Origin of the sequence: Devosia subaequoris, assembly GCF_014197055.1 — a bacterium.
Taxonomy (GTDB): Bacteria; Pseudomonadota; Alphaproteobacteria; order Rhizobiales; family Devosiaceae; genus Devosia; species Devosia subaequoris.
Genome location: NZ_JACIEW010000010.1, coordinates 52,821 through 78,580 on the forward strand (window position 1 = coordinate 52,821; position 25,760 = coordinate 78,580).

The following is a 25,760-nucleotide window of genomic DNA, read 5'->3' on the forward strand; positions in this document are numbered from 1 at the left end:
CCTTAAAGGCCGGTCGAAATATCGATCGACTGGCCATCGACCAGGGTCACGACGGCTTTCTTGACGTCGTTGCGAACACCAACCTTGCCACGGAAGCGCTTCACCTTGCCCTTGCGGACCAGGGTGTTCACTGCCTTGACCTTGACCGAGAAGAGCTGCTCGACGGCGGCCTTGATCTCGGTTTTGCTGGCATCGATCGCCACGTCGAAAACGACCTGGTTGTATTCCGAAGCCATCGTCGACTTTTCAGTCACGACGGGGTTACGGACGATGTCGTATGCGGCAAGCTTGTTCATGAGAACCTCGCTTCCAGCGCTTCCAGCGCTGCCTTGGTCAGGACGAGCTTATCGCGCTTCAGGATCGAAACAACGTTGATCCCCTGGATCGGCAGCACGTCGATATTCGGGATGTTGCGGGCGGCCAGAGCAAAGTTCTGATCGACATCCGCGCCATCGATGATCAGGGCATTCGCCCATTCCAGCTTGCCGAAAGTGGTGCGCAGGGCAGCCGTTTTGGCTTCCTTCTGTGCGACACTGTCGAGCACGATCAACGAACCGGCCTTGGCCTTGGACGACAGAGCGTGCTTCAGAGCCAGAGCGCGGACCTTCTTGGGAAGATCGATCGCGTGGCTGCGCGGCGTCGGACCGAATGCACGGCCACCACCACGAAACTGGGGAGCCTTGCGGTCGCCGTGACGAGCGCCGCCCGAACCCTTCTGCTTCACGAACTTCTTGCCCGTGCGCACGCCTTCTGACCGGTTCTTCACGTCATGCGTGCCGGACATGGCTTTGAGCTGCTGGTAGCGTACCATGCGGTGCAGGATATCGGGACGGACTTCGAGGCCGAACACAGCGTCCGCGACCTCGACCTTACCGGCCGACTTGCCTTCGAGAGTGGTTACCTGGAGTTCCATTTACTTCGCATCTCCCGAAGCTGCAGCCTCGAACGAGCCAGGGAAGGCTGCGTTCGCGGGAGCCGGCTTCTTCACGGCATCCTTGATCATAATCCAGGCACCCTTGGAGCCTGGAACCGAACCCTGGATCATGATCAGGCCACGCTCCACGTCGGTCTTGACGACCTTGACGTTCTGCGTGGTGATGCGACGATCGCCCATATGGCCCGGCATCTTCTTGTTCTTGAAGGTCTTGCCCGGATCCTGACGGCCACCGGTCGAACCGATCGAGCGGTGCGACACGGACACACCGTGCGAGGCACGCAGGCCACCGAAGTTCCAGCGCTTCATACCGCCGGCAAAGCCTTTACCGATGGAGGTGCCGGTCACGTCAACCAGCTGGCCTTCGGAAAAATGGTCAGCCTTCAAGGTCGCGCCAACCTCGATGAGGTTGTCGGCGTCAACGCGGAACTCAGCGACGTGGCGCTTGGGCTCCACCTTGGCAACGGCATAATGGCCGCGCTCAGCCTTGGAGACATTCTTGGGCTTGGCCTGGCCAGCACCCAACTGCAGGGCGACATAGCCGTCCTTTTCGACGGTCCGCTGGCCCACCACCTGGCAGTTCTGCAGACCCAACACCGTCACGGGGACGTGATTACCGTCCTCGGTGAAGATGCGGGTCATGCCCAGCTTCTGTGCGATCAATCCAGAACGCATCGGTTTCTACCTTCTTGTTGGCGCTCTGCCGGGTCATGTTTTCAGAGGACCCATTTAGCGGCAGGCGCGGAAACTCTTGTTAGAGCTTGATTTCGACGTCGACACCGGCGGCGAGATCGAGCTTCATCAGTGCATCGACCGTCTGGGGAGTCGGGTCCACAATGTCCAGAAGACGCTTGTGGGTCCGGATCTCGAACTGCTCACGTGCCTTCTTATCGATATGGGGCGAGCGGTTCACGGTGAACTTGTCGATGCGGGTCGGCAGCGGGATCGGACCGCGAACCTGTGCACCCGTACGCTTGGCGGTATTGACGATTTCGCGGGTCGAAGTGTCGAGCACGCGGTGGTCAAACGCCTTGAGGCGGATGCGGATATTCTGACCGTTCATCTTCACAATCCTGACATAAAAGGTTCGCGGCGCGCGAGACTCGCGCGCCGCGACTGTCTCAAAGAGGCTTACTTCAGGATCTTCGCGACGACGCCGGCGCCGACGGTGCGGCCACCTTCACGGATAGCGAAGCGGAGCTTCTCTTCCATGGCGATCGGAACGATCAGCTGAACATTCATGTTGATGTTGTCGCCCGGCATCACCATCTCGGTGCCTTCCGGCAGCGTCACGATGCCGGTCACGTCGGTGGTGCGGAAGTAGAACTGCGGACGATAGTTGCCGAAGAACGGAGTGTGACGGCCGCCTTCTTCCTTGGTGAGGATATAAGCCTCAGCAACGAAGTCGGTATGCGGGGTCACGGAACCGGGCTTGCAGAGCACCTGGCCACGTTCAACCTGGGTACGGTCAACGCCGCGGATCAGGGCGCCGATGTTGTCGCCAGCTTCACCCGAGTCGAGCAGCTTGCGGAACATTTCAACACCGGTAACGGTGGTCTTCTGGGTGGCCTTGATGCCGACGATTTCGACTTCTTCACCAACCTTGACGATGCCGCGTTCAACGCGACCGGTCACCACGGTACCACGACCCGAGATCGAGAACACGTCTTCGATCGGCATCAGGAACGGCTGGTCAATCGGACGCTCCGGCTGCGGAATGTACTCGTCGACATTGCGCATCAGCTCGAGAACGGCGTCGTGGCCGAGCTTGGGGTCGGAGTTTTCCAGGGCAGCAAGAGCCGAGCCCTTGATGATCGGAATATCGTCGCCGGGGAACTCGTACGAGCTCAGGAGCTCACGCACTTCCAGCTCAACCAGTTCGAGCAGTTCCGGATCGTCGACCATGTCGCACTTGTTCAGGAACACCACCAGAGCCGGCACGCCAACCTGACGGGCGAGCAGGATGTGCTCACGGGTCTGGGGCATCGGGCCGTCAGCAGCGGACACAACCAGGATCGCGCCGTCCATTTGGGCAGCACCGGTGATCATGTTCTTCACATAGTCGGCGTGGCCTGGGCAGTCGACGTGAGCGTAGTGACGGTTCTCAGTCTCGTACTCGACGTGAGCGGTGTTGATGGTGATACCGCGTGCCTTCTCTTCCGGCGCAGCATCAATCTGCGAGTAATCCCGGAAGGTCGCACCGCCGGTTTCGGCCAGGACCTTGGTGATCGCTGCGGTCAGCGAGGTCTTGCCATGGTCAACGTGACCGATGGTGCCGATGTTGCAGTGCGGCTTGTTGCGGGAGAACTTTTCCTTCGCCATCGCTTTTCTCCAAATTCGTCAGCGCAATCGCCGACATTCCGTTGAGTTTTTAGTAGCTTGCGCTGTTTTTAGGCGTATTTGGCCTGGACTTCGTCGGCGACTGCCTGCGGGACCTGCTCGTAGTGATCGAAAACCATCGAATACTGAGCACGACCCTGGCTCATGGACCGGAGCGAATTCACGTAACCAAACATGTTGGCAAGCGGCACAAATGCATTCACGACCTGGATCACACCACGGCTTTCGGTGCCCTGGATCTGCCCACGACGGGAATTCAAATCACCGATGACGTCGCCCATGTACTCATCTGGCGTCGTAACTTCAACCTTCATGATCGGCTCGAGAATCTTCGGACCGGCTTCACGCATTGCTTCACGGAAACCTGCGCGCGCTGCGATTTCGAATGCCAGCACCGAGGAGTCCACATCGTGGTACGCACCGTCGGTCAGGGTGACCTTGATGTCCACGACCGGGAAGCCGATCAGCGGGCCTGCGCCCATAACCGATTCCAGGCCCTTCTGAACGCCGGGGACATATTCCCTCGGCACTGCGCCACCAACGATGGCGTTGACGAATTCAAGGCCCTTGCCGACTTCACCCGGCTCGACTTCAATCTTGATGCGGGCAAACTGACCCGAACCACCAGACTGCTTCTTGTGGGTGTAGTCCTTGATGGTCTTCTTCGTGATGGTCTCACGATAGGCAACCTGCGGCTGGCCGATATTGGCCTCAACCTTGAACTCGCGCTTCATGCGATCCACGAGAATGTCGAGGTGCAATTCACCCATGCCCGAGATGATGGTCTGGCCCGATTCCTCGTCGGTCTTGACGCGGAAGGTCGGATCCTCGGCTGCCAGGCGGTTAAGTGCCAGGCCCATCTTTTCCTGATCGGCCTTCGACTTCGGCTCAACCGAAATATCGATAACCGGATCCGGGAAGATCATGCGCTCGAGGATAACCTGCGAGCTCGACGGGCAGAGGGTATCACCGGTGGTGGTGTCCTTCAGGCCAACGATAGCCACGATGTCACCAGCAAAAGCTTCGCTGATCTGCTCACGGCTGTTCGAGTGCATCTGGAACATGCGGCCAACGCGTTCGCGCTTGCCCTTCACGGTGTTTTCCAGCTGCGCACCCTGCTCGACCTTACCCGAGTAGATGCGGCAGAACGTCAGCGAACCCATATGCGGGTCATTGGCGATCTTGAAGGCCAGCATCGAGAGCGGTTCGCTGTCGTCGGCGTGACGCTCAATCGGCTCTTCGGTCTTGGCGTCCACACCCTTGATGGCCGGGACGTCGGTCGGGGCCGGCAGGAAGTCGATAACACCATCGAGCAAAGGCTGAACACCCTTGTTCTTGAAGGCGGAGCCAGCAAAGATCAGGAAGAACTTCGTGTCGCAAACGCCCCGACGCAGCAGACGACGAATGGTGTCGTTGCTCGGCATCTCGCCTTCGAGATAGGCTTCCATCGCAGCATCGTCGAGTTCGACAGCAGCTTCGATCATCGCCTCGCGGTACTTCTCGGCCTTTTCCTTGAGGTCAGCCGGAATTTCCACGATGTCCCACTGCGCGCCGAGTTCTTCATTGCGCCAGACCAGAGCGTTCATCTCGATCAGGTCGACGACGCCCCTGAATTCGTTCTCGGCACCGATCGGGAGCTGCACCGGAACGCCCTTGGCGCCCAGACGCGTACCGACCATGTCGACACAGCGGTAGAAGTCAGCACCGATCTTGTCCATCTTGTTGACAAAGATCAGACGCGGCACGTGGTACTTGTCAGCCTGACGCCAGACGGTTTCGGTCTGAGGCTCAACACCGGCATTGGCGTCGAGCAGCGCAACAGCACCGTCGAGCACGCGCAGCGAACGTTCGACTTCGATGGTGAAGTCCACGTGGCCCGGGGTGTCGATGATGTTGAAGCGGTGCATGGTGCCATTACGATCCTTCCAGAAGGTCGTGGTGGCAGCAGACGTGATGGTGATACCGCGTTCCTGCTCCTGCTCCATCCAGTCCATGGTCGCGGCGCCGTCATGGACTTCGCCGATCTTATGGGACTTGCCGGTGTAGTAGAGAATGCGTTCAGTCGTAGTCGTCTTGCCAGCATCAATGTGAGCCATGATGCCGAAGTTACGATACAGATTAATCGGGTATTCGCGTGCCATGGGGCGCTCCTACTACCAGCGGTAGTGCGAGAATGCACGGTTGGCATCAGCCATACGGTGCGTGTCTTCGCGCTTCTTGACGGCCTGGCCGCGACCGTTCATCGCGTCCATGAGCTCACCGGACAGGCGCTCGCGCATGGTGTTCTCACCACGCTTGCGGGCGCTATCGATCAGCCAGCGAATAGCCAGGGCCTGCTGACGATCGGTACGGACTTCGACCGGAACCTGGTAGGTTGCACCACCAACGCGGCGCGACCGGACTTCGACGGCCGGACGGATATTATCCAGGGCGCCGTGGAACACGGTGATCGGATCCTGCTTGGTCTTGGCTTCGACGATGTCGAATGCGCCATAGACGATGGATTCGGCAGCAGACTTCTTGCCGTCCTTCATGAGCGAGTTCATGAACTTGGAAACGACCAGATCGCCGAACTTGGGATCGGGAATAATTTCACGCTTCTCAGCGCGGTGACGACGGGACATCGCTCAATATCTCCTTACTTCGGACGCTTCGCGCCATACTTGGACCGGCGCTGCTTGCGGTCCTTCACGCTCTGCGTGTCCAGGACACCGCGGAGCACGTGATAGCGAACGCCCGGCAGATCGCGCACGCGACCGCCGCGGATGAGCACAACGGAGTGCTCCTGCAGATTGTGACCTTCGCCCGGGATATACGAAATCACTTCGCGCTGGTTGGTCAGGCGAACCTTGGCAACCTTGCGCAGAGCCGAGTTCGGCTTCTTAGGGGTCGTGGTGTACACACGGGAACAAACGCCGCGCTTCTGCGGGTTGGCTTCCATGGCCGGAACTTTGTTCCGCTTTGGCTTGCTGGCGCGTGGCTTGCGGATCAGCTGATTAATGGTGGGCATTGCGCTCTTTCCATCGTCCAAAAATCGAAGCCGATCTCGAAAGAAAGGCTCCAGTACTAAATTCACGCCCCTTGGGACGCGCAGTTCGGTCTACACAAGCAAACCAAAGCGGCGCATGCCCGAAACCACTAAGGAATCGGCAGCGCCCCAATTGCAGCGGACCACCCGCCTTTCGGCAGCAGTCATGCGCACAAGGATTTGCTTCGTCTAACTACCCGACAGTGTGTTTGATCGCCATGGATTCCCGCTCAAGATGGCAGGGACCCGGTGTGGCAACCACGACCGACCGCTAAGGTAGGCGCTGTTTAGAACCGAAGACTCGTCCCGTCAAGGATTCTTTCGTGAAAAAACCGAAGGTGAGCCTTGCGTTTCCGGCAAGTGAGCTCAGTATTCGACCAAAAAGGAACTGGACGAATTCCCAAAAAACGGTTCGGCAGACGACTCGAGTCTCGCGGGCCGTCATAGCCACCACGATCCCCTGCCTTGCGCATGCTCATGGCCCCGCCTAGATCAGGTCCAACCACGGGAGCGCCCTTTGAGCGAACAGACCCTGCGTGCCGCCCTGAAACTGGATGTCGTGGTAATCGGCGCCGGGCAGGCTGGGCTCAGCGCCGCACACCATCTGCGCAAGCTCGGGCTGGAACCGGAGAAGGATTTCCTTGTCGTCGATCAGGCCCCGCAACCGGGTGGCGCCTGGCAATATCGCTGGCCCTCGCTGACCCTGAGCACAGTCAATCGCGTTCACGACCTGCCCGGCCTTGCCTTCGGGGAGTTTGCGGGTGGAGACGATTCCGTCAGGGCCTCGGTCGCTGTGCCGCATTATTTCGCCGCCTACGAAACCCATTTCGATCTTCGGGTGCTGCGTCCGACGACGGTGAAAGTGGTGTGCGACCGGGGCGAGCGCCTGCGTGTCGAAACTGACCGCGCATTGTTCTCCGTCCGTGGCATCATCAATGCCACCGGTACTTGGGAGAGACCCTATATTCCTAAGTATCCCGGCGCTGCCACCTTCAAGGGGCAAACTCTTCACACCAGGGACTTCCGGACGGCCGGCGACTTTGTCGGGCGCCATGTCCTGATTGTCGGCGGGGGCATCTCGGCCGTCCAACTGCTCGACCAGATTTCACAGGTGACCCGGACCACCTGGGTAACGCGCACGCCCCCGCGTTGGCGCGATGGTCCCTTCGATGAAGACGCCGGGCGCCGGGCCGTCGCCATGGTGGAGGAGCGCGTTCGTGCCGGTCTGCCACCTCGCCCCGTGGTATCAGTTACCGGCCTGCCGGTGACGCCAGCGATCGAAGCCATGCGCAAACGCGGCACGCTGGATCGTCAATCCATGTTCTCGGAGATCACCCCGACCGGCGTTCGCTGGCCCGACGGCCGGGCGCTCGATGTCGATGTGATCTTGTGGTGCACCGGTTTTCGCAGCGCCCTTGACCATCTGGCACCGCTGCAGATCTGGGAGGAGAGCGGCGGCATCACCATGACGGGGCGCCTCGCGACCCAGGTGGCCAAGGATCCGCGCTTGCATCTGGTCGGCTATGGCCCTTCCGCCTCCACCATCGGTGCCAATCGCGCCGGTGCGGCAGCAGCCCGCGAGCTCACCACCTTCCTGAACCTGGCCGAGTAGCCAAAAAGAAAGGGGCCCGAAGGCCCCTTCCCCAATTCTTGCATCGAGAGCGCGCTACTCGGCAGCAGGTGCCGCGATCTGAACGGTCTCGGCCTGGCGGCGACGTTCTTCCAGGATGAGATCGTCGCGCTTGGCTGCGATCTGCTTTGCCTTGGACTGACCGGCACCGGTACCGGCCGGGATCAGGCGACCCACGATGACGTTCTCCTTGAGGCCTTCGAGCAGGTCGGCCTTGCCGGACACGGCAGCTTCGGTAAGAACGCGAGTCGTCTCCTGGAACGAAGCCGCCGAGATGAACGAACGCGTCTGCAGCGAGGCCTTGGTGATACCCAGCAGGACCGGGTTCGCCGTAGCCGGCTTCTTGCCTTCGGCAACCAACGCATCGTTGAGCTCGTCGAAATCCAGCTTGTCGAGCTGCTCGTCCTTGAGCAGGCCGGACTCGCCCGGTTCCACGATCTCGACCTTCTGCAGCATCTGGCGAACGATCACCTCGATGTGCTTGTCGTTGATCAGCACGCCCTGCAGGCGATAGACCTCCTGGATCTCGTTGACGAGATAACGCGCCAGCTCTTCGACGCCCTTGATCGCAAGGATGTCATGCGGAGCGGGATTGCCGTCCAGGATGTACTCGCCCTTTTCGATGGTGTCGCCTTCCTGCAGATGGAACGGCTTGCCCTTCGGGATCAGGTATTCGACCGGAGTGCCACCTTCCTCGGCAGGCTCGATGACCACGCGACGCTTGTTCTTGTAGTCGCGACCAAAGCGGATGGTGCCATCGATCTCGGCAATGATGGCGTGATCCTTCGGACGACGGGCTTCGAACAGCTCGGCCACACGCGGCAGACCGCCGGTGATGTCCTTGGTCTTGGCGCTTTCCAGCGGAATACGGGCCAACACGTCACCCGGAGCAACCTTCTCGCCCGGCTCTGCGGCAATAACCGCATCGACCGACAGCAGGTACCGGGCGTCGCCACCACGATCCACCTTGGCAATCGAACCACCGCGGGCAATGGCGAGTGCAGGCTTGAGGCCTTCACCACGCTGATTGCCGCGCCAGTCGATAACCACGCGCTTGGTGAAGCCGGTCGCCTCATCGGTGTTTTCTGCCACCGAGGCGCCGTCCACCAGATCCTCGAACACCACTTCACCCTCGACTTCAGCGAGGATCGGACGGGTGTACGGGTCCCATTCAGCCAGACGCTGGCCGCGACGAACAGAGTCACCCTCTTTGACGAGCAGCTTGGAGCCGTAGATGACCTTGTGAGTCGCTCGTTCCTTGCCTTCGCCGTCAACGATGGCAAGGGAGACGTTACGAGCCATCACGACCTGCTTGCCACCTTCAACAGTCGCCAGGTTCGGGTTGCGGATCTCGATCTTGCCTTCGGCACCGGATTCGAGGAACGAGCTGTCGACCACCTGCGCCGTGCCACCGATGTGGAAGGTACGCATGGTCAGCTGGGTACCGGGTTCACCGATCGACTGCGCGGCGATGACACCCACAGCTTCACCCATGTTGACTGGCGTGCCACGAGCAAGGTCACGACCGTAACACGCAGCGCAGCAACCCTGTCGCATATCGCAAGTCAGCGGCGAACGAATCCGGACCGACTGGATGCGGGCCTCTTCGATGACATCCACATGCTTCTCTTCAAGCAGCGTGCCCTTCGGTGCGATCAGATCGCCCGTAAGCGGGTGGAACACATCGTCCGCCGTGGTCCGGCCCAGCACACGCTGACCAATGGAGGCCACAACCTGACCGGCGTCCACGATGGGCTCCATGGTCAGGCCACGCTCGGTGCCGCAATCTTCGGACACGATGATCGCGTCCTGTGCCACGTCCACCAGACGGCGGGTCAGATAACCCGAGTTCGCCGTCTTCAGAGCGGTATCGGCCAGGCCCTTACGGGCACCGTGGGTGGAGTTGAAGTACTCCAGCACGTTCAGACCTTCCTTGAAGTTCGCGGTAATCGGCGTTTCGATGATCGAGCCGTCCGGCTTGGCCATCAGGCCGCGCATACCGGCAAGCTGCTTCATCTGGGCCGGCGAACCACGAGCACCCGAGTGGCTCATCATGTAAACCGAGTTGATCGGCTTCTGACGCTTGGTTTCCGCATCGACCTGGACTGTTCGGATCGCGTCCATCATCTCTTCGGCAACCTTGTCGCCGCACTTGGCCCAGGCGTCCACGACCTTGTTGTACTTTTCGCCCTGAGTGATCAGGCCGTCATTGTACTGCTGTTCGAACTCTTCGACCTGCTTACGCGTCTCTTCCACGATCGTGTACTTGGACGCAGGGATAACCATGTCGTCCTTACCGAACGAGATGCCGGCATCACAGGCGTTCTTGAAGCCGAGCTGCATGACGCGGTCACAGAAAATGACCGTCTCCTTCTGACCGCAACCGCGATAAACGGTGTCGATCATCTTGGAGATCATCTTTTTGGTCATCAACTGGTTCGCGGTGGCGAACGGCACCGCCGGATTGATCGGCAGGATCTGTCCGATCAGCATACGGCCCGGCGTGGTTTCCACGATCTCGGTGATCTGCTTGCCCTCAGCGTCCCAGGTCGGCACACGAGCCTTGATCTTGGAATGCAGGGTCACAACCTTGTTGTCGAGAGCATGCTCCAGCTCCGCATAGGAACCGAAAGCCATGCCTTCGCCCGGCTCGTTGTCGTTCATCAGCGAGAGATAATAGAGACCAAGCACGATGTCCTGCGAGGGCACAATGATCGGCTGACCATTGGCGGGGTGCAGAATGTTGTTGGTCGACATCATCAACACGCGCGCTTCAAGCTGGGCTTCCAGCGAGAGCGGAACGTGCACAGCCATCTGGTCGCCGTCGAAGTCGGCGTTGAAGGCCGAGCAGACGAGCGGGTGCAGACGAATGGCCTTGCCTTCGATCAGCATGGGCTCGAAGGCCTGAATGCCGAGGCGGTGCAGGGTCGGCGCGCGGTTCAGCAGGACCGGGTGCTCGCGGATCACCTCATCCAGGATATCCCAGACTTCCGGCTTTTCCTTCTCCACCAGCTTCTTGGCCTGCTTCACCGTCGAGCTGAAGCCCTTGGCTTCCAGGCGCGAATAGATGAACGGCTTGAACAGCTCGAGCGCCATCTTCTTGGGAAGACCGCATTGGTGCAGCTTGAGGTTCGGGCCCACGGTGATCACCGAACGGCCCGAATAGTCAACGCGCTTGCCGAGCAGGTTCTGGCGGAACCGGCCCTGCTTGCCCTTGAGCATGTCGGACAGTGACTTCAGCGGACGCTTGTTCGCACCGGTGATGGTGCGGCCACGGCGGCCATTGTCGAACAGCGCGTCAACGGCTTCCTGCAACATACGCTTTTCGTTGCGGATGATGATATCAGGTGCACGCAGCTCGATCAGGCGCTTGAGGCGATTGTTGCGGTTGATGACGCGACGATAGAGATCGTTCAGGTCCGAGGTGGCAAAACGCCCACCATCCAGCGGCACCAGCGGGCGCAGCTCGGGCGGAATGACCGGAATGACGGTCATGATCATCCATTCGGGCTTGTTGCCCGAAACAATGAACTGCTCCACGATCTTGAGACGCTTGGCCAGCTTCTTGGGCTTGAGCTCGGTGGTCGCCTCGGCAATTTCCACGCGCAGGTCGGCCGCGATCTTTTCCAGATCGAGACCAAGCAGGATTTCGCGGATAGCCTCGGCGCCGATCTTGGCGGTGAAGCTGTCGCCACCATATTCGTCCTGCGCGTCAAGATACTGCTCTTCGGTGAGCAGTTCGTTCTGCGTGAACGGGGTGAGACCCGGATCGAGAACGACATAGTTCTCGAAGTACAGGATGCGTTCGATATCCTTCAGCGTCATGTCGAGCAGCAGCGCGATGCGGCTCGGCAGGGACTTGAGGAACCAGATATGCGCGACCGGAGCGGCCAGCTCGATGTGTCCCATGCGCTCGCGGCGAACGCGGCTCAGGGTGACTTCCACACCGCACTTCTCGCAGATGACGCCCTTGAACTTCATGCGCTTGTACTTGCCGCACAGGCATTCATAGTCCTTCACGGGGCCGAAGATACGGGCGCAGAACAGGCCGTCACGCTCGGGCTTGAACGTACGGTAGTTGATGGTCTCAGGCTTTTTAATCTCGCCATAGGACCAGGACAGGATCTTTTCGGGGCTCGCGATCGAGATCTTCATCTGATCGAAAGTCTGCACCGGGACGGCCGGGTTGAACGGGTCCATGACGTGGGAATGATGGTTCATCATTTCTCTCCTCTATCCTTCCGGACCGCAGCCAGGCTGCTGGTCCGGTCGGAAGGTGAATGGGGTTGGAAGTGCCGGATTATTCCGCCGCTTCCTGAGGAGGTGCGAGCTCCGGATCAGCCTGTTCAGGTTCGTCCTCTTCACGCATGTCGAGTTCGACATTGAGACCGAGAGACCGGATTTCCTTGACCAGAACGTTGAAGCTTTCCGGGATGCCCGCTTCGAAGGTGTCGTCGCCGCGCACGATGGCCTCGTAGACCTTCGTACGGCCCGCCACGTCGTCCGACTTGATGGTGAGCATTTCCTGCAGCGTATAGGCAGCGCCATACGCTTCGAGGGCCCACACTTCCATCTCGCCGAAGCGCTGACCACCGAACTGCGCCTTGCCGCCCAGCGGCTGCTGGGTAACCAGCGAGTACGGACCGATCGAACGCGCGTGGATCTTGTTGTCCACCAGGTGGTCGAGCTTGAGCATGTAGATGTAGCCCACGGTCACCTGACGGTCGAACTGCTCGCCGGTACGGCCGTCGAACACAGTCGACTGGCCCGAGGCCTTCAGGCCCGCCTGTTCCAGCATTTCGACAATGTCGGCTTCCTTGGCACCATCAAACACCGGGGTTGCGATCGGCACGCCCTTGGAGAGATGTTCACCCAGGCGAACCAGGCTGTCATCATCCAGATCGTTCAGCGTGTCGTCATTGGCGAACAGCGTCTTGATCTCGGACCGCAACGGGGTCAGGTCGCCCTTGGCATGATAGGCGCGGACCATCTCGTCGATCTTCCGGCCCATGCCAGCACAGGCCCAACCCAGATGGGTTTCCAGGATCTGTCCGACGTTCATGCGCGAGGGCACGCCGAGCGGGTTGAGCACGATGTCCACCGAAGTGCCGTCCTCGAGATACGGCATGTCTTCTACAGGAACGATGCGCGAAACCACGCCCTTGTTACCGTGACGGCCAGCCATCTTGTCGCCCGGCTGGATCTTGCGCTTGGTCGCGATGAAGACCTTGACCATCTTCATCACGCCCGGCGGAAGTTCATCACCGCGCTGCAGCTTGTCCACCTTGTCGATGAAGCGCTGCTCGAGCAGACGACGGCTCTCCTCATACTGGGCATGAAGAGCTTCCATCTCGGTCATCACCTTGTCGTCCTCGACGGCAAACTGCCACCACTTCGACCGCGGCTGACCTTCAAAGATCGAGTCATTGAGCTTGGTGCCGACGACATAGCCCTTCGGACCTGCAGTTGCGGCCTTGCCGAACAGCATCTCCTTGAGACGGGCATAGACGTTTCGGTCCAGGATCGACTGTTCGTCGTCGCGGTCCTTGGCCAGGCGCTCGATTTCCTCGCGCTCAATGGCCATGGCGCGCTCATCCTTGTCGATGCCATGACGGTTGAAGACACGGACTTCCACGACGGTACCGGCATCGCCCGGGGGCACGCGCAGCGAGGTGTCACGAACGTCGGAGGCCTTCTCACCGAAGATGGCCCGAAGGAGCTTTTCTTCCGGCGTCATCGGCGATTCACCCTTGGGGGTGATCTTGCCGACCAGAATGTCGCCCGGCTGCACTTCGGCACCGATATGCACGATACCGGCTTCGTCCAGATTCTTCAGCGCTTCTTCCGAAACGTTCGGAATGTCGCGGGTGATTTCTTCCGGACCAAGCTTGGTGTCGCGGGCCATGACTTCATATTCCTCGATATGGATCGAGGTGAAGACATCCTGCATGGCGATCTTTTCGCTCAACAGGATGGAGTCTTCGAAGTTGTAGCCATTCCAGGGCATGAACGCGACGAGCACGTTGCGGCCCAGGGCCAGATCGCCAAGTTCGGTTGAGGGACCGTCGGCAATGATGTCACCGGCGTTGATGTGATCGCCCACCACCACCAGCGGACGCTGGTTGATCGAGGTCGACTGGTTCGAACGCTGGAACTTCATCAGGTTGTAGATGTCCACGCCCGACTTCGAGGCATCGGTTTCCGCCGTCGCGCGAATAACGATACGGGTCGCATCGACCTGGTCCACAATGCCGGTTCGCTTGGCGACGATAGCAGCACCAGAGTCACGGGCCACCACCGGTTCCATACCGGTGCCCACGAACGGGGCCTCGGCACGCAGCAGCGGCACTGCCTGCTTCTGCATGTTCGATCCCATCAGGGCGCGGTTGGCGTCGTCGTTCTCGAGGAACGGGATCAACGAAGCGGCAACCGACACCATCTGCTTGGGCGAAACGTCCATCAGATCGACGTTTTCCTTGGGCGTCAGGCCGTTGTCCCCGGCGTGGCGAGCCACGACCAGATCATCCTGCAGCTCCAGAGTCGGGGTAAACTGCACGTTCGCCTGAGCGACGTAGTGCTTGGCCTCTTCCATGGCAGAGAGGTACACGACCTCATCGGTGAGCTTGCCTTCGACGATCTTGCGGTACGGGGTCTCGATGAAGCCGTACTTGTTGACGCGGGCATATGTGGCCAGGTTGTTGATCAGACCGATATTCGGGCCTTCCGGCGTCTCAATCGGGCAGATACGGCCATAATGGGTGGGGTGCACGTCGCGCACTTCGAAGCCGGCACGTTCGCGAGTCAGACCGCCCGGTCCAAGCGCGGAAAGACGACGCTTGTGGGCCACTTCCGAGAGCGGATTGGTCTGGTCCATGAACTGGCTCAGCTGCGAGGATCCGAAGAACTCACGCACAGCGGCAGCAGCCGGCTTGGCGTTGATCAGGTCCTGCGGCATGACCGTGTCGATCTCGACTGAGCTCATGCGCTCCTTGATGGCGCGCTCCATGCGGAGCAGACCAAGGCGATAGGAGTTCTCCATGAGTTCGCCGACCGAGCGGACGCGGCGGTTACCCAGATTGTCGATATCGTCGATTTCGCCACGGCCATCGCGCAGATCAACCAGCGTGCGAACGACTTCCACGATATCTTCCTTGCGGAGGGTTCGCATGGTGTCGGGCGCATCGAGCTCGAGACGCATGTTCATCTTGACGCGGCCTACGGCCGACAGGTCATAGCGCTCGCCATCGAAGAACAGCGACTGGAACATGGCTTCTGCGGTTTCAACCGTAGGCGGCTCGCCCGGACGCATGACGCGATAGATGTCGAACAGCGCGTCTTCGCGGCTCTCGTTCTTGTCGATCGCCAGCGTGTTGCGCAGGTAGGCACCGATCGAGATGTGGTCGATATCCAGGATCGGCAACTCGTCAAAGCCCTTTTCGACCAGTCCGGTCAGCAGCTTTTCGTCGATCTCGTCGCCGGCTTCTGCGTAGATTTCACCAGTCTGCAGATTGACCAGATCTTCGGCAACATACATGCCGTAGAGGTCTTCATCTACCGCCAGCAGGTGGGTCAGGCCGTTCTCAGCCAGCTTCTTGGCCTGACGAGCCGAGAGCTTCTTGCCACCTTCGTGCACAACGTCGCCCGTCTTGGCATCGATCAGGTCGTGGGTCGGCTTGGCGCCCTTCCACTTTTCGGCATCGTAAGGTACGCGCCAGCCCTTCTCGGACTTCTCGTAGTTGAGCTTGTTGTAATAGGTGTCGAGGATTTCCTCGGCATCCATGCCAAGCGCCTTGAGCAGCGAGGTGACCGGAATCTTGCGGCGGCGATCGATACGCGCATAGACGATGTCCTTGGCGTCGAATTCGATATCAAGCCAGGAACCGCGATACGGGATGATCCGGCCAGCGAACAGCAGCTTGCCCGAAGAGTGGGTCTTGCCCTTGTCGTGGTCGAAGAACACGCCGGGCGAACGGTGCATCTGCGAAACGATAACGCGCTCAGTGCCGTTGACCACGAAGGTGCCGTTGGGAGTCATGAAGGGCATGTCGCCCATATAGACGTCCTGCTCCTTGATGTCCTTGACCGAGCGCGCGCCGGTCTCTTCGTCCACCTCAAACACAATCAGCCGCAGCGTCACCTTGAGCGGGGCAGCGAAAGTCATATCGCGCGCGCGGCACTCATCAATGTCGTACTTGGGCATTTCGAATTCGTAGCGCACGAATTCGAGCGATGCGGTGTTGGAAAAGTCAGTGATCGGGAAGACCGACCGGAACACGGACTGCAACCCTTCGTCAGGCCGGCCACCCTTGGGCTCGGCGACCTGAAGAAACTGATCATAGGAAGCCTTCTGGACTTCGATCAGATTGGGCAACTCCGTGACTTCGCGGATGGAGCCGAAGGACTTGCGAACCTTGCGGCGGCCGTTGAACGTGGTAGCCATGAAAGCTCCTACTTTATAGCGCTTGTCTCGGAGGCAGATATCCAAAGACCCGACTATCAGCCGTCGGCGCTCGGGATATATGCCTGGGTAGTCAATTCAGCGGGTCTTGGTGGATGGCATAAAAAACTGGCTCACAACCCGATGGGTCAGTTCACAGACACGTGATCAGCGACTAAAGCCCCGCACGAGGGACAGCCCACGGCGAGGTCAACAGAGGCTTCAATATGCCCGCGACATCCAAATTCGTCATATATTTCCGCAAATTGGGGCCTGGACCCATCCAATCGGCCCTGGCGAATCGTTCCGTCAGAAACGGAAAAGCGAAATGGCACATAAAGCGCCATTTCGCAAATTTCAAGGCAAAAGTCGAAATTACTTGAGTTCGACCTTGGCGCCAGCAGCTTCCAGCTTCTTCTGGATGTCTTCGGCTTCAGCCTTCGACACGCCTTCCTTGATGGCCTTCGGAGCACCTTCGACCAGGGCCTTGGCTTCGCCCAGGCCGAGGCCGGTGATGCCACGGACTTCCTTGATGACGTTGATCTTGTTGTCGCCGAAAGCGGCAAGGATCACGTCGAATTCGGTCTTTTCTTCAGCAGCAGCGGCCGGAGCAGCACCGCCAGCAGCGGCAACGGCGACCGGAGCAGCGGCGGAAACGCCCCACTTTTCTTCCAGCATCTTGGACAGCTCGGAAGCTTCCAGAACGGTCAGGGCCGAGAGGTCATCAACGAGTTTGGCGAGATCAGCCATTTTACACTCTTTTCAGTTTGGGTTCGGGTTCGAATGTTGAGGTAGTTTGGAACGGCCTTACGCCGCTTCGCCCTTGTCCGCGTGAGCGGCCAGAACGCGAGCAATGCCCGCACCTGGCTGCACGAGGATGGAAGCGATGTTCGTTGCCGGCTGCTTGACAAGGCCTGCGAGCTTGGCACGCAGTTCGTCGAGCGAGGGCATCGTTGCCAGTGCCTTGACGCCATCGGCGTCGAGAGCAGTCGGGCCCATGGCACCGCCGAGAATGACGAACTTCTGGTTCTTCTCGGCGAAGGCCGCTGCGATCTTCGGTGCAGCGACAGGGTCTTCCGCATAGGCAAGGACAGTCGGGCCGGTAAACAGGTCCGAGATGTCCGCGACATCGGTTTCCTTAAGAGCGAGCTTGGCAAGGCGGTTCTTTGCGACCTTGACCTTGCCGCCAGCCTTCTTGACCTGCACGCGCAGGTCGGTGAACGCAGCGACGGTCAGGCCGGTATTGTGCGCGACGACGATCGATCCAGCGCCCGCGAGGGCCTCCTGGAGCGAGGCGACGACTTCACGCTTTTCCGCTCTTTCCAAAGCTAGTCTCCACAAATAAGCCCCAGAGCATTCGCCAAGGGACCATTGCCAATTGCTGCCCCCTGCCCTTGCAGGCCGAGGAACAACGGTTAGTGCCTGCCGACCGAGTGCCGCTAGGGCAACTGGCTAAGGTTCGAACCGCAACCTTTGGGCCGTTCGGCCCGGAATTGGGTCTCACCCCGTCTATTGCTGGCTCCAGAACTGGAATTAACGGCATGCGCCGGCCGGCAGTCTCGGACAGGACTTTACGCAGCCCCCAAAGGGGCGGCGAAACCGGGCGGCGAACCGCCCGGAATTTCGAATTAGACGGCCGTATTCGGCTCGACGTGGACGCCCGGGCCCATTGTGGAGCTCACGGACACCCGCTTGACATAGGTGCCCTTGGCGCCTGCGGGCTTGGACTTCTGCACGGCGTCGGTGAACGCCTTGATGTTCTGCAGCAGTGCATCCTCGGAGAACGACACCTTGCCAACGCCGGCGTGAATGATACCAGCCTTTTCGACGCGGTATTCCACAGCGCCGCCCTTGGCAGCGCCAACAGCGCCCTTGACGTCCATGGTCACGGTGCCGACCTTGGGGTTCGGCATCAGATTGCGCGGGCCCAGGATCTTACCCAGACGACCGACCAGCGGCATCATGTCCGGGGTGGCAATGCAGCGATCGAAGTCGATCTTGCCCGACTGGATGGTTTCGAGCAGGTCTTCAGCGCCAACAATGTCAGCACCGGCTGCGGTAGCTTCGTCAGCCTTGGCGCCACGGGCGAACACGGCGACGCGGACGGTCTTGCCGGTGCCATTGGGCAGGCTCACGACGCCACGAACCATCTGGTCGGCGTGACGCGGGTCAACACCAAGGTTCATCGCGATCTCGACGGTCTCGTCGAACTTGGCCGAGGCCTTCGACTTCACCAGCTTGACGGCGTCTTCGAGCGAGTAGAGCTTGTTGCGGTCGATGCCTTCACGGGCAGCGGCGACCTTCTTTGCGATCTTTGCCATCTCTATCAGCCCTCGACCTGAATGCCCATCGACCGGGCGGAACCGGCGATCATGCTCATTGCGGTTTCAACGTCGTCCGCGTTGAGATCCTTCATCTTCTTTTCGGCGATATCACGAAGCTGGGCTTCGGTGATGGTGCCGGCGCTTTCCTTGCCTGGCAGCTTGGAGCCGGACTTGAGGTTCATCGCCTTCTTGATGAAGTAGGTCACCGGCGGCTGCTTCATCTCGAAAGTGAAGCTCTTGTCGGCATAGGCGGTGATGATGGTCGGAATCGGCGAGCCCTTTTCGAGCTCCTGCGTAGCCGCATTGAAGGCCTTGCAGAATTCCATGATGTTCAGACCGCGCTGACCCAGCGCCGGACCGATCGGGGGCGACGGGGTGGCAGAGCCAGCCGGCACCTGGAGCTTGATATAGCCCGTGATCTTCTTAGCCATTTTCTATCCTTCTCATGCGCCCCGAGGGGCAGTTGAAGCCGTGGTTCGGTTTCCTGACGCCGGCTAAGCGCCATCCCCTTCCACGGGTTTCATCCGACCGAAGCCGAATGGGTGTGATCAGACCTTTTCGACCTGACCGTATTCGAGCTCCACCGGAGTGGGGCGACCGAAAATCGAGACCTCGACCTTGAGGCGCGAGCGTTCCTCGTCCACCTCTTCGACGATGCCATTGAAGCTGGCGAACGGACCGTCCGAAACCCGAACGTTCTCGCCCACCTCGAAACTGACGGAGGGCTTGGGGTGATCAACGCCTTCCTGCACCTGCTGCAGGATCGACATCGCCTCGTTCTCCGAGATCGGCATCGGCTTGTTGTCCGAACCGAGGAACCCGGTAACCTTGGGGGTATTCTTGATCAGATGGAACGCCTCGTCGGTCATATCCATCTTCACCAGCACATAGCCCGGAAAGAACTTGCGCTCCGTGTCGACCTTGCGGCCACGGCGGATCTCGACGACCTTTTCGGTCGGCACGATCACGTCTTCAAACAGGTGCTCAAGCTTCTTTTGCGCGACCTTGAGACGGATATCTTCCGCCACCTTGCGCTCGAAGTTCGAATACGCCTGAACGATGTACCAGCGCTTGGCCATAAAGGGTCGCCGCTCCCAATAACTTTTCTAAAATGAACCGACTTAGCGGATCGACAGCATCAAGGACACGAACCAGGAGATGACCTGGTCAGCCGCGAGGAAGAACAGGCTGGCCAGGATGACCAGCACCAGAACCATGATCGTGGAAATCACAATCTCGCTCCGGCCCGGCCAGGTGACCTTGCTGACTTCCGAGCGAACCTGCTGGAGAAACTGGACTGGGTTCGTGCGGGCCATGGGCAAATCTACTTCGTATCTTGGTGCAAAACCAAAGGCCGCGCAGGAATCCCGCACGGCTAGAGCGGGCTATCTAGAGGCTTTGCCAGAGGAATGCAACAGGCTTGGCAATCGAATCGCCGCTCCGGACACTGTCCGTTTCCGATCACATGTAAAGCATAAGTGCAAATCGCGCGCGAATCCCCCTTGCGCCCCCGCATTGCATGTCGTTGGATAGATTGTGCCCGGAATGTGGCAACGCTCGTGGAGGGAGCAATGTCGTTCGAGGTCCTCGCCTGCCAATTGATGCATTTTGGTCCCCACGCGACCATGAGCGACCGCATGACGGGCGTCGTACGCGTACGGATTCGCGAACAATTCCAGGGCAACGTTACCGAATACGGCCTTGACCTGCCCGTGCGGGCCGATTGCGGCAAAGTTCCGCATGAACAGGTGCGCACCGCGCTCCTTACCCACGCGGCTCACCAGCTCAACAAGCTCAAGGCCAGGCTTAGCGCTCCCCGGCCCGCAGCGGCGGAATAACCCGTAAGACTTTCGTTGCGGTTTTTGCGGCACACCGTGCCGCCTTGGACGCGCATCCAAAACCCGGACGGCGCGGGAAACCTTTCCGCCCATGATGCGTTTTGCTCTAGCAGGACTTGCCTCCTGCGACCTCCAACGTCAGTCCCCGGATCCCATGCACTCCCAACCCCTGCCGGGGACTGGCTCTTCACCTCTGCCCAGCCGGTCCGCAGATCGCCTTGCCGAAATCCACGACCGTGTCCAGCAGATCTATTCAAGAATGTTTGGAAATTGCCTGGCAGGGGCTGGGGGACTCGAACCCACGACCCTCGGTTTTGGAGACCGATGCTCTACCAACTGAGCTAAACCCCTTCAGGCGAGGCCGTGTCTAATGGCAAAGCGCGGCAGATGCAAGGGGCAGTTTGGGCCTTGTCCCACTCGTTCACAACGATGATTTGTTGGCCCGCATTCCATGAGCCGACGATGCCGTGCCCGCGCAGCACTCGCGAGACGCGGTCTCATAGACTGCGGGCGCCAGCCTTGTCAGTGCCGGAAGGGCTAAGCTCGTTCCACGCACATCGCGACTCCCATGCCGCCGCCGATGCAGAGCGTGGCAAGGCCCTTGCGCAAATCACTGCGCAAAAGCTCATGCAGCAGGGTAACAAGAATGCGGGCGCCCGATGCTCCTATGGGGTGCCCCAGGGCGATGGCGCCACCACTGACATTGACGATATCGGGATTCCACCCCATGCCCGCATTGACCGCGCAGGCTTGTGCGGCGAAGGCCTCGTTGGCCTCGACCCGGTCAAGATCACCGACGCTCCACCCCGCCTTTGCCAGTGCCTTTTGCGATGCCGGAATCGGCCCCGTACCCATGATGGAGGGATCGACACCCGCTGTCGCCCAACCGGCGATGCGGGCCAGCGGCGCAAGACCACGGCGCGCCGCCTCGTCGGAATGCATCAGCACCAGCGCCGCTGCACCATCGTTGAGCCCCGAAGCGTTGCCCGCAGTGACCGAGCCATCCTTGTCGAAGGCCGGGCGCAATTTGCCCAGAGCCTCAACATTGGTGTCAGGCCGCAAGTGATCGTCGGCATCGACAATGCTCGTGCCCTTGCGGGTCTCAATGCTGACCGGCGCAATCTCTTCGACGAAGTGCCCCGCCGCCTGCGCCTTTGCCGCCTTCTGTTGACTGGCCAGCGCGAAATCATCTTGTTGCTCGCGCGAAACACCGAACTGCTTGGCGACATTCTCGGCTGTAATGCCCATGTGGTAGCCGCCGAACGCATCCATCAGCCCATCGACAACCATGGTATCGACCAGGCTGACATTGCCCATCTTGGTGCCCGACCGCAGGACCTGGCAGTGCGGCGAGAGCGACATGGATTCCTGCCCGCCTGCGACAACAATGTCGGCATCCCCGCACAGGATCTGCTGCATGCCCATGGCCACCGCGCGCAAGCCGGAACCGCAGACCTGGTTGATCCCCAGGGCCGTAGCCGACTTTGAAATGCCGGACTTCACCGCTGCCTGGCGCGCCGGGTTCTGCCCCGCGCCGGCGGTGAGCACCTGGCCAAGGATGACTTCGTTGACGTCCTCGGGCGAAACACCAGCGCGTTGCAGGGCTGCGACGATGGCGGTGGCGCCCAGATCATGCGCCGCAACCGTGCTCAGCGGTCCCAGGAAACTGCCGACCGGGGTGCGGGCGGCGCCGACAATGACAATGTCGCTCATGCGGCCTTCTCCTCGAGGGTCACGGTGAAGCGCGCCTCTGTCTTGGCGGTGATCTCATCGACGCTGACATCATCGGCCAGTTCGATCAGACGCATGTCGATGTCACCGCGGCGGGCGACGGAAAAGACCCCGAGATCGGTGATGACCAGATCGGCCACGCGCTGGCCGGTCAGCGGCAAGGTGCATTCGGTGAGCAGCTTGGCCTGACCCTTGGCCTCATGCTCCATGACCACGACCACGCGTTTGACCCCGGCAACCAGATCCATGGCCCCGCCCATGCCCTTGACCATCTTGCCCGGGATCATCCAATTGGCCAGATCGCCGCTCTCGGACACCTGCATGGCGCCCAGGATCGACAGATCGATATGTCCACCCCGGATCATCCCGAAACTGTCGGCACTGGAAAAGAAGCTGGTTTCCGGTAGGGCAGTTATTGTCTGCTTGCCGGCATTGATCAGGTCCGCATCTTCCTCCCCGGCATAGGGAAAGGGCCCCATGCCCAGCATGCCGTTTTCGCTCTGCAGCCGTACATCCATGCCCTTGGGAATGTAGTTGGCCACCAGCGTCGGAATGCCGATGCCCAGATTGACGTAAAAACCGTCCTTGAGTTCGCGGGCGGCGCGCGCCGCCATCTGGTCGCGGGTCCAGGCCATTACGCCACCTCCTCGTCGCGCTGCCGCACGGTGCGTTTTTCGATATGCTTTGTCGGATTGGGCACGTGCACCAGCCGGTCCACGAAAATGCCGGGCGTATGGATGTGATCAGGATCGAGGCTGCCGGTCTCAACCAGATCCTCCACCTCCGCTATGGTCACCTTGCCGGCCGTCGCCATCATCGGATTGAAGTTGCGCGCCGTCATTCGATAGACCAGATTGCCCTCGGCATCTCCTTTCCAGGCATGGACGATGGACACATCGGCCACCAGCCCGGTTTCCATCACATAATCGTCCTCGCCAAAGCGCCGCACTTCCTTGCCCTCGGCGATCAGCGTTCCAACACCAGTCTTGGTGAAGAAGGCTGGAATGCCGGCCCCTCCGGCGCGAATGCGCTCGGCCAGCGTGCCCTGCGGATTGAACTCAAGTTCCAGTTCGCCAGACAGATATTGCTCGGCAAACAGCTTGTTCTCGCCCACATAGGACGAAATCATCTTCTTGATCTGCCGCGTTGCAAGCAAGCGTCCTAGGCCAATGCCGTCGACGCCCGCATTGTTGGAAATGACAGTCAGCCCCTTGGCGCCCGAGGCCTCGATCCCCTCGATCAGCGCCTCGGGAATGCCGCAAAGCCCAAAGCCGCCTGACATGATGGTCATGCCGTCGGCCAGCACATCGGCCAGCGCTTCAGTAGCGTTTGAACGAAGCTTGCGCATTCGCACTCCTCCTCCCATTCGGGTTATTGTGCAAACGCTAGTGCTTGCCGGGGCATCCCGGTTAGTCGTATTTATACCACATGATGCCAGAGCTGCGTTTCACCCTCGCCGACATACCCGTCCCTATGGTCTATGCGACCCATCGCATCATCCGGGACTGCAATGCCGGGTTTGCCGATCTGTTCGGCTATCGGCGCGAGGAACTGGTGGAGGCGAGCTTTTCCCGGCTCTATCCGGCCATTGCCGATTTCGTGCGTACGGGTGACATGTGGCGCCATCACCTGCCCGGCGGCGCCATCTATTACGACGAGCGCATCATGGCCGGGGTTGGCGGCAAACGTTTCTGGTGCCGGGTCAATGGTCGCTCGCAGGATGCCGGAGACCCATTCGCCGCAGCGCTGTATTGCTTCGAACCCATGAACCGACCGGTTACCGAAACCACGCTCAAGCTCACCGGACGACAGCGCCAGATCCTGACCCTGGTGGCACAAGGCAAGACCAATGCCGTCATTGCCCGGGAAGTCGGATTATCGCAACGCACCATCGAGGCGCACCGATTACGTCTTGCGCGATCCGTCGGCGTCAACAACTCGGCAGAACTTGTCGCCTGGTTCCTCTCGCAGTCGACCATCTGAAATTATGAGCGGACCGCCCACTCCGATGTTGCCGCTTCCAACTTTGGGCCTCATTGACTCGAAATCGGAACAAGCGCGATCAGAATTTGGGAGCCTTTCACTCGGGCACTGGGAAAGCTGGCTCTGTATGTTCTCGCGCTAGTAAGTGAATTGCTCTGCGAGCACCCGTTCTTCCAGACCTGTGCCTGGATCAAACAATAAGGTGACACCGTGGGACCTGTCTTCTCTTACGGTGACTTCAGCGACATTTTGAAACTCACGGTTGTCAGCCACGGCGCTAACCGGTCGCTTCGCCGCTTCACGCGTCATAAACTTCACGACTGCGTTGTTCGACAGGATCGCACCGCGCCAACGGCGGGGCCGGAACGGCGAGATCGGCGTCAAAGCGAGCAAGGGGGCATCAATCGGCAAGATTGGTCCATGGGCTGACAGATTGTATGCGGTTGACCCTGCAGGCGTAGACAGTATCGCGCCATCGCAGACGAGCTCCTCCATTCTCACGGCACCATCAACGCTTATCTGTAGCTTGGCCGCTTGATAGGTGGACCGAAACAGTGACACTTCGTTTAGAGCGAGCGCCGTTTGGCGCCTGCCTGAAACGTCAACCGCCTCCATTGCGAGCGGGTATATTCGCGTGCGTTGAGCTGCTGCAATCCGATCTACTAGGGCATCTTCCGAGAAGGGGTTCATCATGAACCCAACGGACCCAAAATTCATGCCGTACACGGGCACGCCAAGCTTCATAGCCCGGTGTAGCGTTTGCAGCATCAATCCATCGCCCCCAAGCGCGACCAGCACATCTGACCGGTCAAGGTCGAATTTGCCGTAGCGTTTACGCATGCGCTCGGCAGCAGCCAGCGCTTCAGGGGTCTCGCTCGAAACAAAACGCATCATCATTGAAGTGGCCTAGACGCCTTTCGAGCTTGTTAGCAATACTGGGTCTTCAATCCTAGGCATGGCCTATATCTCTGTTCGACCTTTATATCCATCAGGACCTTTTTAAGCTCTCGCGATACCAAAACCTTGACACGCCGCCCCGAGGAGCCCCGTCCCAGTTTTTTGCTGTTACAGGCGGATGCACCGCCCATTGAAGTCAGACCGCACGGGCCGACAGCCGCGAGGGATCACGGCGTTGAGCGACATGATAGGTGGATGGGGCCGACTGGCAGGACCCTGCAGACTTCACCCAGTCGTTTAGCGTGTGGGCCGAACAGCCCATCTTCTGGGAAACCGAAACCACGGCAGCCCGGCGCGACGGATACTCCCCGCCATGCTCAAGCACCATCCGCACCGCCTGGGTCGGCACCTCGGGGGAAACTTGTTCGGTGTCTTGCTCATCAGGCTCTATCCTACTTTGGAGTTAGAGCCTCCGACAGTCCCGGTGCGGTTCAGAAGAGCGCACAAATGCTGGAGATTTCTGGTGCCGGCAGCAGGGTTCGAACCCGCGACCCCCTGATTACAAATCAGGTGCTCTACCAACTGAGCTATACCGGCATTGGGGTGCCGTTTATCAGC

General features: G+C 60.0%; 23 protein-coding genes and 2 tRNA genes. 3 read left to right on the plus strand and 22 right to left on the minus strand.

The features are described from left to right. Nucleotides 1–2 precede the first annotated feature (2 nt). From GGR20_RS16685 to rpsL, 8 genes are all read right to left on the minus strand, one after another. The gene (locus GGR20_RS16685) at nt 3–296 is read right to left on the minus strand and encodes a 50S ribosomal protein L23 (protein WP_104894175.1); all 294 of its coding nucleotides are present in this window, start codon (nt 294–296) and stop codon (nt 3–5) included. Beyond that, entirely contained in the window at nt 293–913 is a 621-nt protein-coding gene (gene rplD / locus GGR20_RS16690; protein ID WP_183312499.1) for a 50S ribosomal protein L4, read from the minus strand. The genes GGR20_RS16685 and rplD overlap by 4 nt, the downstream gene beginning before the upstream one ends. After that, a complete protein-coding gene (gene rplC / locus GGR20_RS16695; protein ID WP_183312500.1) occupies nt 914–1,609 on the minus strand; it encodes a 50S ribosomal protein L3 in 696 nt (231 codons plus the stop codon). Nucleotides 1,610–1,688: 79 nt separating this feature from the next. Further along, nucleotides 1,689–1,997 (minus strand): 30S ribosomal protein S10, encoded by a 309-nt coding sequence (rpsJ, locus tag GGR20_RS16700; protein WP_035080820.1) that lies wholly within the window; start codon nt 1,995–1,997, stop codon nt 1,689–1,691. A 68-nt stretch (nt 1,998–2,065) separates the two neighbouring features. Beyond that, nucleotides 2,066–3,256, minus strand: a complete 1,191-nt coding sequence (gene tuf, locus GGR20_RS16705; protein WP_183312501.1) for an elongation factor Tu — start codon at nt 3,254–3,256, stop codon at nt 2,066–2,068. A 68-nt stretch (nt 3,257–3,324) separates the two neighbouring features. After that, the gene (gene fusA, locus GGR20_RS16710) at nt 3,325–5,415 is read right to left on the minus strand and encodes an elongation factor G (protein WP_183312502.1); all 2,091 of its coding nucleotides are present in this window, start codon (nt 5,413–5,415) and stop codon (nt 3,325–3,327) included. 12 nt (nt 5,416–5,427) lie between these two features. Beyond that, nucleotides 5,428–5,898 carry a 30S ribosomal protein S7 gene (gene rpsG / locus GGR20_RS16715; protein WP_183312503.1) on the minus strand — a complete coding sequence of 157 codons (471 nt, stop codon included), beginning with the start codon at nt 5,896–5,898 and terminating at the stop codon, nt 5,428–5,430. Nucleotides 5,899–5,912: 14 nt separating this feature from the next. Next, nucleotides 5,913–6,284 carry a 30S ribosomal protein S12 gene (rpsL, locus tag GGR20_RS16720; protein WP_035080811.1) on the minus strand — a complete coding sequence of 124 codons (372 nt, stop codon included), beginning with the start codon at nt 6,282–6,284 and terminating at the stop codon, nt 5,913–5,915. A 535-nt stretch (nt 6,285–6,819) separates the two neighbouring features. Here rpsL and GGR20_RS16725 point away from each other — a divergent pair. Then, complete coding sequence (locus GGR20_RS16725; RefSeq protein ID WP_246349710.1) at nt 6,820–7,914, plus strand: NAD(P)-binding domain-containing protein; 1,095 nt, start codon at nt 6,820–6,822, stop codon at nt 7,912–7,914. 54 nt (nt 7,915–7,968) lie between these two features. Here the strand turns inward: GGR20_RS16725 and rpoC are convergent, their stop codons facing one another. The 8 genes from rpoC to secE form a co-directional block, all read right to left on the minus strand. After that, nucleotides 7,969–12,153, minus strand: coding sequence for a DNA-directed RNA polymerase subunit beta' (gene rpoC, locus GGR20_RS16730; protein ID WP_183312504.1), 4,185 nt, complete (start codon nt 12,151–12,153; stop codon nt 7,969–7,971). A gap of 79 nt (nt 12,154–12,232) precedes the next feature. Further along, the gene (gene rpoB, locus GGR20_RS16735; protein WP_183312505.1) at nt 12,233–16,372 is read right to left on the minus strand and encodes a DNA-directed RNA polymerase subunit beta; all 4,140 of its coding nucleotides are present in this window, start codon (nt 16,370–16,372) and stop codon (nt 12,233–12,235) included. A gap of 372 nt (nt 16,373–16,744) precedes the next feature. Further along, the gene (gene rplL, locus GGR20_RS16740) at nt 16,745–17,119 is read right to left on the minus strand and encodes a 50S ribosomal protein L7/L12 (protein WP_183312506.1); all 375 of its coding nucleotides are present in this window, start codon (nt 17,117–17,119) and stop codon (nt 16,745–16,747) included. Nucleotides 17,120–17,176: 57 nt separating this feature from the next. Further along, nucleotides 17,177–17,695, minus strand: a complete 519-nt coding sequence (gene rplJ, locus GGR20_RS16745; RefSeq protein ID WP_183312507.1) for a 50S ribosomal protein L10 — start codon at nt 17,693–17,695, stop codon at nt 17,177–17,179. A 302-nt stretch (nt 17,696–17,997) separates the two neighbouring features. Continuing rightward, nucleotides 17,998–18,690, minus strand: a complete 693-nt coding sequence (gene rplA, locus GGR20_RS16750; RefSeq protein ID WP_183312508.1) for a 50S ribosomal protein L1 — start codon at nt 18,688–18,690, stop codon at nt 17,998–18,000. Between the two features lie 5 nt (nt 18,691–18,695). Then, entirely contained in the window at nt 18,696–19,124 is a 429-nt protein-coding gene (gene rplK / locus GGR20_RS16755; RefSeq protein WP_183312509.1) for a 50S ribosomal protein L11, read from the minus strand. A gap of 117 nt (nt 19,125–19,241) precedes the next feature. Beyond that, on the minus strand, nt 19,242–19,772 hold the full coding sequence (nusG, locus tag GGR20_RS16760) for a transcription termination/antitermination protein NusG (RefSeq protein WP_183312510.1): 531 nt from the start codon (nt 19,770–19,772) through the stop codon (nt 19,242–19,244). A 42-nt stretch (nt 19,773–19,814) separates the two neighbouring features. Next, complete coding sequence (gene secE / locus GGR20_RS16765; RefSeq protein ID WP_116588557.1) at nt 19,815–20,009, minus strand: preprotein translocase subunit SecE; 195 nt, start codon at nt 20,007–20,009, stop codon at nt 19,815–19,817. Nucleotides 20,010–20,264: 255 nt separating this feature from the next. On the opposite strand from secE, the gene GGR20_RS16770 reads away from it, so the two are divergent. After that, complete coding sequence (locus GGR20_RS16770; protein WP_183312511.1) at nt 20,265–20,531, plus strand: hypothetical protein; 267 nt, start codon at nt 20,265–20,267, stop codon at nt 20,529–20,531. Nucleotides 20,532–20,806: 275 nt separating this feature from the next. On the opposite strand, the gene GGR20_RS16775 is transcribed toward GGR20_RS16770, so the two are convergent. The 4 genes from GGR20_RS16775 to GGR20_RS16790 all read right to left on the minus strand — a co-directional run bounded on the left by GGR20_RS16775 (nt 20,807) and on the right by GGR20_RS16790 (nt 23,610). Then, nucleotides 20,807–20,882 (minus strand) — tRNA-Trp (locus GGR20_RS16775). A gap of 186 nt (nt 20,883–21,068) precedes the next feature. Beyond that, nucleotides 21,069–22,244: an acetyl-CoA C-acetyltransferase gene (locus GGR20_RS16780; protein ID WP_183312512.1), complete on the minus strand. Its 1,176-nt coding sequence runs from the start codon at nt 22,242–22,244 to the stop codon at nt 21,069–21,071. Further along, nucleotides 22,241–22,897 carry a 3-oxoacid CoA-transferase subunit B gene (locus GGR20_RS16785; RefSeq protein ID WP_183312513.1) on the minus strand — a complete coding sequence of 219 codons (657 nt, stop codon included), beginning with the start codon at nt 22,895–22,897 and terminating at the stop codon, nt 22,241–22,243. Before GGR20_RS16785 ends, GGR20_RS16780 begins: the two co-directional genes overlap by 4 nt. Then, nucleotides 22,897–23,610 carry a CoA transferase subunit A gene (locus GGR20_RS16790; protein WP_183312514.1) on the minus strand — a complete coding sequence of 238 codons (714 nt, stop codon included), beginning with the start codon at nt 23,608–23,610 and terminating at the stop codon, nt 22,897–22,899. The genes GGR20_RS16785 and GGR20_RS16790 overlap by 1 nt, the downstream gene beginning before the upstream one ends. Before the next feature lie 80 nt (nt 23,611–23,690). On the opposite strand from GGR20_RS16790, the gene GGR20_RS16795 reads away from it, so the two are divergent. Further along, nucleotides 23,691–24,245, plus strand: coding sequence for a helix-turn-helix transcriptional regulator (locus GGR20_RS16795; protein WP_246349712.1), 555 nt, complete (start codon nt 23,691–23,693; stop codon nt 24,243–24,245). A gap of 138 nt (nt 24,246–24,383) precedes the next feature. Here the strand turns inward: GGR20_RS16795 and GGR20_RS16800 are convergent, their stop codons facing one another. Both GGR20_RS16800 and GGR20_RS16805 read right to left on the minus strand, forming a co-directional pair. Next, the gene (locus GGR20_RS16800) at nt 24,384–25,142 is read right to left on the minus strand and encodes an NAD kinase (protein ID WP_183312515.1); all 759 of its coding nucleotides are present in this window, start codon (nt 25,140–25,142) and stop codon (nt 24,384–24,386) included. Between the two features lie 521 nt (nt 25,143–25,663). After that, nucleotides 25,664–25,739 (minus strand) — tRNA-Thr (locus GGR20_RS16805). Between the last annotated feature and the right edge of the window lie 21 nt (nt 25,740–25,760).